Genomic DNA, 8,989 nt, shown 5'->3' on the forward strand with positions numbered 1-8,989 from the left:
TCGGCCTGTGCCAGCGCCGCGGCGGGCCCGTCGAAGTCATCCGCCCCGGCGACCGCGTCCTGTTCGAAGCCGACGAGGAACACTGGCACGGCGCCTCCCTCGGCCGCGACCGCGGCCCGGGCCAGCTCGACGATCGCCGCGAAGGCGGCGGCGTCGTTGACAGCCAGGTCGGCCAGGATCTTGCGGTCCACCTCGATGCCGGCCAGACGCAGGCCCTGGATCAGGCGGTTGTAGGTCATCCCGTTGGCCCGGGCGCCCGCGTTGATCCGCTGGATCCACAGCTGCCGGAAGTCGCCCTTGCGGTCGCGACGGTCCCGGTAGGCGTACTGCATCGAGTGCAGCACCTGCTCCTTGGCCTTGCGGTACAGCCGGGAGCGCTGACCGCGGTAACCGCTCGCGGTCTCCAGCAGGGTACGACGCTTCTTCTGGGCGTTTACAGCCCGCTTGACGCGTGCCATCTCAACTCCTTCTTACGTAAAGGTGGCGCGCGTCAGCGGCCGAGCAGCTTCTTGATGCGCTTGACGTCGGCCTTGGCCAGCACGACCGTGCCGGTCAGCCGGCGGGTCTGGGTGGAGGGCTTCTTCTCCAGGTTGTGGCGGAGGCCGGCCTGCTGGGCAACGATCTTGCCCTTGCCGGTCACCTTGACCCGCTTACCCATACCCGTGTGGCTCTTCATCTTCGGCATGTGGAACGTCTTCTCCCCTGTTACTCGCCGCTGGTGTCGGCGGCGAGGCCGGTGTCACCGGCTGCTGCGGTCTCGCTGACCGCCGCGGTCTCATCGGCTTCCGGAGCGGCGGACTCGTCCGCTGCCCGGTCCCGAGGTGCACCGCGGGACGCCGTAGCGGCGACCGCGGAGGCCTTGACGGCCCGATGCGGGGCGAGAACCATGATCATGTTTCGGCCGTCCTGCTTCGGAGCGGCCTCGACGTATCCCAGTTCCGTGATCTCGGATTCGAGCCGGCGCAGGAGCCGGTAACCCAGCTCCGGGCGGCTCTGCTCGCGACCGCGGAACATGATCGTCACCTTGACCTTGTCGCCCGCCTTGAGGAACCGCACCACGTGACCCTTTTTGGTCTCGTAGTCGTGCGGGTCGATCTTCGGACGGAGCTTCATTTCCTTGATGACGGTCTGCTGCTGATTACGCCGCGCTTCGCGCGCCTTGAGTGCGCTCTCGTACTTGAACTTGCCGAAGTCCATGAGCTTGCACACCGGCGGGCGCGCCATCGGCGCAACCTCGACCAGGTCCAGATCGACGTCCGCGGCCAGCTGAAGGGCGCGCTCCAGCGGGACGATGCCCACCTGCTCACCCTCGGGGCCGACCAGTCGGACCTCACGTGCCCGGATCTGCTCGTTCACGCGTGGTTCGACGCTGATGGGGCCTCCTCGAGTCGTTTCTGCTCTGTCGCCGACCCCTGCGGCTCCCGGGTGGGAACCGACCCGGAAAGCAGAAGGCCCCGGCGCATGCCAGGGCCCGCTCGACCGGTCGGCGTGATCACAGGATCACACGTCCGGGACCGGGACGTGCCCGGAACCGGTGACCGGACCCGGCCACCGTGGCGGCGACTCGGGTGGGAGCAGGCGCTCCGCTTTCAAGGCTGTCTGCTCGCATGCGGAGACAGCCTGGTCGACGCGACAACAGTACACCGCCGCCTCGCTCGCCCCCAAACCGGGCACCCCGGCCGTGAGCAGCGCCGACGGTGGCGCAGGTCGGCGAGCGGCGGGGTCAGCTGCCGGCGGCGCGCTGGGCGAGGCGGTTCAGGTGGGCCTCGTGCAGCCGGCGCAGGGCGCGGACCCCGTCGACGGCCAGCTCCTTGTCGGCCGCCTGCAGGGCGACCATCGGCAGCAGGTCGTCGTCGTGCAGCTCCAGGCTCGCCCACGGCGCGCCCCGGTCGAAACGGACCCCCCGGACAACCTCCCAGGGCAGCTCGTACGAGCTGATGACGTTGCGCACCCGGATGACCCGCGCGTCCGCCTCCACCCGCGGGCGGGTGAACAGCAGGAAACCCAGCGCCCCGAAGATGCCCAGACCGATCATGGCGATCTGGTCGCCACGCTGGAAGCTGCCGTAGCCGTCGCCGGTCGGCCCGCTCAGCGAGGTGGCGACCACGGCGAACACCACCACCAGCGCGACCGCCGCCGACCAGCACACCACCCGGATGCGGCGGGGCTTGAGACGGACCAGCTCGGTGTCACTCACCCCACCAGTCTGCCACCCGTACCCGCCCCGCAGACGCACCACCCGCCGAGCCATCACTCAGCGTCCCGCGACGCGCCCATGCCGGCGCGGCGCGGTTGATCAGTCGAGATCAGCGAAACGGGGGTGTCCCGCGCGGGCGGACACCCCCGTCTCAGCGATCCCGTGAACGCTCAGAGGCGGCAGGCGTGGATGTTGGTCACCAGGATGGCGCGGGCGCCCAGCTCGTACAGCTCGTCCATGATCCGGTGCACGTCGTCGCGGAGCACCATGGCCTGCACTGCCACCCAGCCCTCGCGGTGCAGCGGCGACACGGTGGGCGACTCGATGCCGGGGGTCAGCCCGCTGGCGCGGTCCAGCAGACCGGCCGGGACGTCGTAGGCGAGCATCACGTAGCGGCGGGCCACCAGCACGCCGTGCAGGCGGCGCAGCAACTGCTCGGCCTGCGCGTGCGCCGGTGCGCCGGCGCGGCGGACCAGCACCGCCGACGAGCGCAGCAGCGGCTCGCCGAACACCACGAGGCCCGCCTGGCGCAGGGTCGCGCCGGTCTCCACCACGTCCGCGATCACGTCGGCGACACCGAGGCGTACGGCGTTCTCCACGGCGCCGTCGAGGCGGATCACCTCGGCCTTGACGCCCGCCTCGTCGAGGTGCCGCTCGACCAGCCCCGGATACGCGGTGGCGATCCGGTGCCCGCCCAGATCCTGCACGGAGGCGATGTCGTCGGGGCGGGCGGCGAAGCGGAAGGTGGCCCGACCGAAGGCGAGGTCGACGACCTCCTCGGCGGGTGCGGCCGAGTCGATCAGCAGGTCCCGGCCGGTGATGCCGAGGTCGAGGTCACCGGAGCCGACGTAGGTGGCGATGTCCTTGGGACGCAGGTAGAAGAATTCGACATCGTTGGCCTCGTCGCGGCAGACGAGGTCCTTGGGGTCGGTGCGCTGGCGGTAGCCCGCCTCACGCAGCATCTGGGCGGCCGGCTCGGCCAGGGTGCCCTTGTTGGGGATGGCGACACGCAACATGACGGAGTGCTCCTTCGATCGAATCTGATCAACGACGGGGCGCACTCACAGATGTCGGTAGACGTCCTTCAGTTCGAGACCGCTGGCGAGCATCAGCACCTGGACCTGGTAGAGCAGCTGGGAGATCTCCTCGGCGGTACGCTGCGGCCCCTCGTGCTCGGCGGCCATCCACGACTCGGCCGCCTCCTCGACAACCTTCTTGCCGATGAAGTGCACGCCCTTGTTCAGCGCGGCGACGGTGCCCGAGCCCGGGGTGCCGGCGGCGGCCTTGGCCTGCAGCTCGGCGAACAACTCCTCGAACGTCTTCACGGGGAACGATTCTTCCAGCCGCCGGGCCGGCGCCCCGAGTCCGGGTCCACCGCGACCCAGTAGGCGGACAATTCCCTATCAGCATGGTGGGAAAATCTTCGATCGACGCCCATGGACCTCTACGCTGTCCGCCATGGCCAGCCGCTCACGCCTTTTCGCGCTCACCCTCGCCGGCGTCGTCGTCGCCACCGCCGGATGCGCGCCACAGGACGAGGAACCGACACCCACCGCCACGCCGTCCTGCACGAAGGACAGCCTGCCCACCCGTACGCCGGGCAAGCTCACCATCGCCACCGACCAGCCGGCGTACGAGCCGTGGTTCCGGCAGGACAAGCCGGACAGCGGCGAGGGCTTCGAGGCCGCCGTCGCGTACGCGGTGGCCGAGAAGCTCGGCTACGCCCGGGGCGACGTCACCTGGACCCGGGTCAAGTTCGACACCGCGATCGCGCCCGGGGAGAAGAACTTCGACTTCGACATCAACCAGTTCTCCGTCACCGAGGAGCGCAAGCAGGCGGTGGACTTCTCGGCCCCGTACTACCTGGTACGGCAGACCGTCATCGCGCTGAAGTCCTCGAAGATCGCCGGCAAGACCTCGCTGGCTGACCTGCGCGGCGCCCGGCTCGGCGCCCAGGTCGGCACGACCAGCTACCAGGCGATCACGGACGTCATCAAGCCGTCCGCGAAGCCGCAGGTCTACAACAGCAACGACGACGCCAAGAAGGCCCTGCAGAACGGGCAGATCGACGGGCTCGTGGTGGACCTGCCGACCGCCTTCTACATCACCGGCGCGGAGATCACCGACGCGACGATCGTCGGGCAGGTGCCGCAGGTGGGCGTGCCGGAGGCGTTCGGGCTGCTGCTGGACAAGAACTCGCCGCTGACCCGCTGCGTGAGCGGCGCGGTCGGTCAGCTCAGCGAGGCCGGCACGCTGACCGAGCTGGAGCAGAAGTGGCTCGCGCAGGTGGCGGGGGCGGCCGAGCTGAAGTGACGCCGCGGGAACACACCCCGTCCGCGGCGCAGCTGCGGCGGTCGGCGTACCGGCGTCGGCAGAGCCTGCACAGCGTGCTGATCGCGGCCTTCTCCACGGCGGCGCTCGGCACGTTGCTGGTCGTCGCCGTGACCGGCGCGCCGGGCTGGGACCGGGTCCGGCAGTCGTTCCTGGACCCGCGGATCGGCGCCGACGCGCTGCCTGCCGTGCTGGACGGGCTCTGGCTCAACGTCCGGCTGCTGGTCTGCTGCGCGGCCGGCGCGCTGCTGCTCGGGCTGGTGATCGCCGTGCTGCGGACACTGCGCGGCCCGGTCTTCTTCCCGGTACGGGCGCTGGCCGCCGGCTACACGTACACCTTCCGGGGTCTGCCCCTGATCATCGTGCTGTACCTGCTCACCCTCGGCGTGCCCGGGCTGCGGCTGCGGGGCATGCCGTCGGTGCTGGTGCTCGGCGGGCTCGCGCTGGTGCTCACCTACGGCGGCTACCTGGCCGAGGTGTTCCGGGCCGGCATCGAGTCGGTGCACCCCAGCCAGCTCGCCGCGGCCCGTTCGCTGGGCCTGACCTACCGGCAGACGATGCGGCACGTGGTGCTGCCGCAGGCCGTCCGCCGGGTGGCGCCACCGCTGCTCAACGACGTGGTGGCCCTGCAGAAGGACGTCGGGCTGGTCTCGCTCGCCGGCCCGATCGACGCGGTCCGCGCCGCCCAGATCGCCACCGCCCAGTCGTTCAACTACACCCCGTACGTCGTGGCCGGGGTGCTGTTCGTGCTGCTCGCGATCCCGCTGATCGCCGTCACCGACTGGGTGACGCTGCGCTCGGCCCGTCGCCAGTCGGGAGGCTGACCATGGCGCTGCTGCGCTGCCGGGGTCTGCGCAAGGAGTTCGCCGGCCACGTCGTGCTGGACCGGCTCGACCTGACGGTCGCCGAGCACCGGGTGGTGGCCCTGATCGGGGCGTCCGGGTCGGGCAAGTCCACGCTGCTGCGGTGCGTGAACCTCCTGGAGGAGGTGGACGACGGCACCATCGAGCTGGACGGGGAGGACATCTCCGACCCCCGGGTGGACGCCGACCGGGTCCGTCGGCGGATCGGCATGGTGTTCCAGGCGTACAACCTGTTTCCGCACCTGAGCGTGCTGGACAACATCACCCTCGCGCCCCGGCGGGTGCACCGGCGGTCCCGCGCCGAGGCCGAGGCCCAGGCCCGCGACCTGCTCGACCGGGTGGGGCTGGGCGCGAAGGCGCACGCCTACCCGGACGCGCTCTCCGGCGGGCAGCAGCAGCGGGTGGCGATCGTCCGGGCGCTGGCGAACTCGCCCCGCCTGATGCTGCTCGACGAGGTCACCTCGGCGCTGGACCCGGAACTCGTCGGCGAGGTGCTGGCGATGATCCGGGACCTGAAGGCCGACGGGATGACCATGGTGCTGGCCACCCACGAGATGGGCTTCGCCCGGGAGGTCGCCGACGAGGTGTGCTTCCTCGACGCGGGGCGCGTCGTCGAGAGCGGCCCACCGGAGCAGGTGCTCGGCGAGCCGACGCAGGCCCGCACGCGTCAGTTCCTGCGCCGCATCATCGAAGCCGGCCGACTCTGAGGCCAGCCGGCTCTGGGGCCAGCCGGCTCTGAGGCCAGCCGGCACCGAAGCAGAGCAGCGCCGGAGGCGGCGTCAGCCGCCGAAGCCGACCCGCTGCGCGTTGCCGGCGGCCACGGTCCGGACGGCCAGCGCCGCGTCGAGCGCCGCCACGGTCGCCGCCCAGCCCTTGTCCTCCGCCGAGCCGGGCAGCCCGGCCCGGTCCCGGGCCTGCTCGATGGTCTCCACGGTGAGGACGCCGTGCGCCACCGGCTTGCCCTCGTCCAGCGCCACCCGGGTCAGCCCGTCGGTGACCGACCGGCACACGTAGTCGAAGTGGGCGGTGGCGCCCCGCACGACCACGCCGAGCGCGACCACCACGTCGCAGCGGCGGGCGAGGGCCTGGGCGACGACCGGCAGTTCGACGGAGCCGGCGACCCGCGCCACCACGGACCGCGCCCCGCACGCCTCGGCGGCGGCGACCGCGCGCTCCAGCATGTGATCGGTCAGATCGCCGTGCCACCGTGCGGCCACCACCCCGACGGTCAACCCCGCGGCGTCGACCGCCTCGACTCCCGGCTCGCCGAAACCCGCCATCGTCATGCTCCGATCTCGTCGTCGGCGACCGGACGCCCCAGCGGCGCCTCGGACACCTCGTCCAACTCGTCCAGCAGGTGACCCATCCGGTCCCGCTTGGTGCGCAGGTAGCGCAGGTTCTCCGGATGCGCGCCGGCCGGCAGGCTCTCGCGGCCGGTGACGGTGAGCCCGTAGCCCTCCAGCCCGGCCCGCTTCGCCGGGTTGTTGGTCAGCAGCCGCATCGAGCGCACGCCCAGGTCGTACAGGATCTGCGCGCCGGTGCCGTAGTCGCGGGCGTCGGCCGGCAGACCCAGGTCGAGGTTGGCGTCCACGGTGTCGCGACCCTGGTCCTGCAACTGGTACGCCTGCAGCTTGTGCAGCAGGCCGATGCCGCGTCCCTCGTGCCCGCGCACGTAGAGCACCACGCCGCGGCCCTCGCGGGCGACCCGGGCCAGCGCGGCGTCCAGCTGCGGCCCGCAGTCGCAGCGCAGCGAGCCGAACACGTCCCCGGTCAGGCACTCGGAGTGGACCCGGACCAGCACGTCCTGACCGTCGCCGAGGTCACCGAGCACCATCGCGACGTGCTCGGCCGGGTCGTGCTCGGCACGGTAGCCGAGCGCCCGGAACACCCCGTGCCGCGTCGGCATCCGGGCGTCGGCGACCAGCTCGACCTGCTTCTCGGTACGCCGCCGGTAGGCGATCAGGTCGGCGATGGTGATCAGCGTGAGGCCGTGCTCGGCGGCGAACTTCTCCAGGTCCGGCAACCGCATCATGGTGCCGTCGTCGTTGACCAGCTCGCAGAGCACGCCGGCCGGGCGCAGCCCGGCGAGCCGGGTCAGGTCGATCGCCGCCTCGGTGTGCCCGGGTCGGCGCAGCACCCCGCCCTCGCGGGCGCGCAGCGGCACCACGTGCCCGGGCCGGGCCAGGTCGGTCGGATCGGTCGCCGCGCCGGCGAGCAGCCGGCTGGTGTGCGCGCGGTCGGCCGCCGAGATGCCGGTGCTGATCCCCTCCCGGGCGTCCACGGTCACCGTGTACGCGGTGCCGCGCCGATCCTGGTTGGTGTGGTGCATCGGCGGCAGGTCGAGCCGGTCGGCCTCGCTCTCGGTCAACGCCACGCAGACGTACCCGGAGGTGTGGCGCACCATGAACGCCATCAGCTCCGGCGTGGCCCGCTCGGCCGCGAAGATCAGGTCGCCCTCGTTCTCCCGATCGGCGTCGTCGACCACGACGACCGGCCGCCCGGCGGCGATCTCGGCGATCGCCTCGTCGATATCGGCGAAGCTGCTCATGCGACGGCCTCCGTGTAGGTGGGCGGGAGTGCGGCGGCCGGCCGGGTGGCGCGCGAGGTGCGCCACCAGGCGGCGAAGCCCCAGGCGCAGAAGGCGCCGTAGACCAGGTACATGGCCGCCGACGGGTAGAACCCGCCGCGCAGCAGCAGCGGCACGCCGACCGCGTCCACCGCGATCCACACCAGCCAGAACTCGACCCAGCCACGGGCCATGCCGTAGGTGGCCAGCAGACTGCCGGTGAGGATCCAGGCGTCCGGCAGCGGGCCCCAGGAGCCCAGCGCCTTGAGCACCGGGTACGCGGCGGCGGTGCCGACGACGGCGGCCAGCAGCAGCACGAGCCGCTCCCGCCCGGTGGCCCAGCGCGGCAGCACCGCGGCGTGGTCGGCGTCGACGCGGCTGTTGCGACGCCACCGCCACCAGCCGTAGACGCTCACCGCGAAGAAGAACACCTGCCGGCCGGCCTGCCCGTACAGGTCGTGCGCCTGCGGGGTGGCGAACACCCCGCCGAGGAAGACGGTGAACAGCAGCGCGTTGCCGATCATGCCGACCGGCCACGCCCAGACCAGCCGGCGCAGCCCGAGCAGCGCGGAGACCAGCCCGAACACATTGCCGACGATCTCCCGGGCCAGCACCGGCGAGCCGGCCACCTGCACCTGGGCGTCGAGCAGCCAGCCGAGGGGGCCCATCAGGCCACCCCGCCCGTGCTCGGGGTCGCCCCGGAAGCGTCGGTGAGCCGGGCGCCGAGCAGCCGCTCGACGTACTTGGCCAGCACGTCGACCTCCAGGTTGACCGGGTCGCCGACGCCCTTCGCGCCGAGCGTGGTCAGCTTCAGGGTGGTCGGGATCAGCCCGACGGCGAACTCGTCCGCGCCCACCTCGGCCACGGTCAGCGACACGCCGTCGATGGTGATCGAGCCCTTCTCCACCACGTACCGGGCCAGGGCGGCGGGCAGCCGGAACCGCACCGTCTCCCACTGCTCGGCCGGTTCCCGGGAGATCAGTTCGCCGACGCCGTCGACGTGGCCCTGCACGAGGTGCCCGCCGAGGCGGC

At 71.9% G+C, this 8,989-nt stretch carries 11 protein-coding genes and 2 pseudogenes; 3 read left to right on the forward strand and 10 right to left on the reverse strand.

What is annotated here, in order from left to right:
• Positions 1-101: 101 nt before the first annotated feature.
• The 6 genes and pseudogenes from rplT to AB0J68_RS19885 all read right to left on the reverse strand — a co-directional run.
• Positions 102-458: pseudogene (gene rplT, locus AB0J68_RS19860) on the reverse strand (50S ribosomal protein L20); the annotation flags it as partial.
• Between the two features lie 32 nt (positions 459-490).
• The gene (gene rpmI, locus AB0J68_RS19865) at positions 491-685 is read right to left on the reverse strand and encodes a 50S ribosomal protein L35 (protein WP_007458415.1); all 195 of its coding nucleotides are present in this window, start codon (positions 683-685) and stop codon (positions 491-493) included.
• 20 nt (positions 686-705) lie between these two features.
• Complete coding sequence (gene infC / locus AB0J68_RS19870) at positions 706-1,356, reverse strand: translation initiation factor IF-3 (protein ID WP_363939848.1); 651 nt, start codon at positions 1,354-1,356, stop codon at positions 706-708.
• Between the two features lie 367 nt (positions 1,357-1,723).
• Positions 1,724-2,197: a PH domain-containing protein gene (locus AB0J68_RS19875; RefSeq protein WP_354857826.1), complete on the reverse strand. Its 474-nt coding sequence runs from the start codon at positions 2,195-2,197 to the stop codon at positions 1,724-1,726.
• A gap of 170 nt (positions 2,198-2,367) precedes the next feature.
• Positions 2,368-3,213, reverse strand: a complete 846-nt coding sequence (gene hisG / locus AB0J68_RS19880; RefSeq protein ID WP_355067107.1) for an ATP phosphoribosyltransferase — start codon at positions 3,211-3,213, stop codon at positions 2,368-2,370.
• 45 nt (positions 3,214-3,258) lie between these two features.
• Positions 3,259-3,522, reverse strand: a complete 264-nt coding sequence (locus tag AB0J68_RS19885) for a phosphoribosyl-ATP diphosphatase (RefSeq protein WP_234589761.1) — start codon at positions 3,520-3,522, stop codon at positions 3,259-3,261.
• A gap of 133 nt (positions 3,523-3,655) precedes the next feature.
• On the opposite strand from AB0J68_RS19885, the gene AB0J68_RS19890 reads away from it, so the two are divergent.
• Genes AB0J68_RS19890 through AB0J68_RS19900 form a run of 3 tightly spaced genes read left to right on the forward strand, consistent with a single transcriptional unit; the run spans position 3,656 to position 6,098 of the window.
• The gene (locus AB0J68_RS19890) at positions 3,656-4,510 is read left to right on the forward strand and encodes a transporter substrate-binding domain-containing protein (RefSeq protein WP_355067106.1); all 855 of its coding nucleotides are present in this window, start codon (positions 3,656-3,658) and stop codon (positions 4,508-4,510) included.
• A complete protein-coding gene (locus tag AB0J68_RS19895; protein WP_354857819.1) occupies positions 4,507-5,352 on the forward strand; it encodes an amino acid ABC transporter permease in 846 nt (281 codons plus the stop codon). Before AB0J68_RS19890 ends, AB0J68_RS19895 begins: the two co-directional genes overlap by 4 nt.
• Before the next feature lie 2 nt (positions 5,353-5,354).
• Positions 5,355-6,098 carry an amino acid ABC transporter ATP-binding protein gene (locus AB0J68_RS19900; RefSeq protein WP_363939852.1) on the forward strand — a complete coding sequence of 248 codons (744 nt, stop codon included), beginning with the start codon at positions 5,355-5,357 and terminating at the stop codon, positions 6,096-6,098.
• A 72-nt stretch (positions 6,099-6,170) separates the two neighbouring features.
• Here AB0J68_RS19900 and ribH read toward each other — a convergent pair whose 3' ends face one another.
• The 4 genes and pseudogenes from ribH to AB0J68_RS19920 form a co-directional block, all read right to left on the reverse strand.
• Positions 6,171-6,671, reverse strand: coding sequence for a 6,7-dimethyl-8-ribityllumazine synthase (gene ribH / locus AB0J68_RS19905; RefSeq protein WP_234589790.1), 501 nt, complete (start codon positions 6,669-6,671; stop codon positions 6,171-6,173).
• A gap of 2 nt (positions 6,672-6,673) precedes the next feature.
• The gene (locus AB0J68_RS19910; protein ID WP_354857814.1) at positions 6,674-7,939 is read right to left on the reverse strand and encodes a bifunctional 3,4-dihydroxy-2-butanone-4-phosphate synthase/GTP cyclohydrolase II; all 1,266 of its coding nucleotides are present in this window, start codon (positions 7,937-7,939) and stop codon (positions 6,674-6,676) included.
• Positions 7,936-8,625, reverse strand: coding sequence for a nicotinamide riboside transporter PnuC (gene pnuC, locus AB0J68_RS19915; protein WP_354857812.1), 690 nt, complete (start codon positions 8,623-8,625; stop codon positions 7,936-7,938). The genes AB0J68_RS19910 and pnuC overlap by 4 nt, the downstream gene beginning before the upstream one ends.
• Positions 8,625-8,989 (reverse strand): annotated as a pseudogene (locus tag AB0J68_RS19920) (riboflavin synthase); the annotation flags it as partial. The pseudogene AB0J68_RS19920 and the gene pnuC, both read right to left, overlap by 1 nt.

Source organism: Micromonospora sp. NPDC049580, from assembly GCF_040675595.1.
GTDB lineage: Bacteria > Actinomycetota > Actinomycetes > Mycobacteriales > Micromonosporaceae > Micromonospora.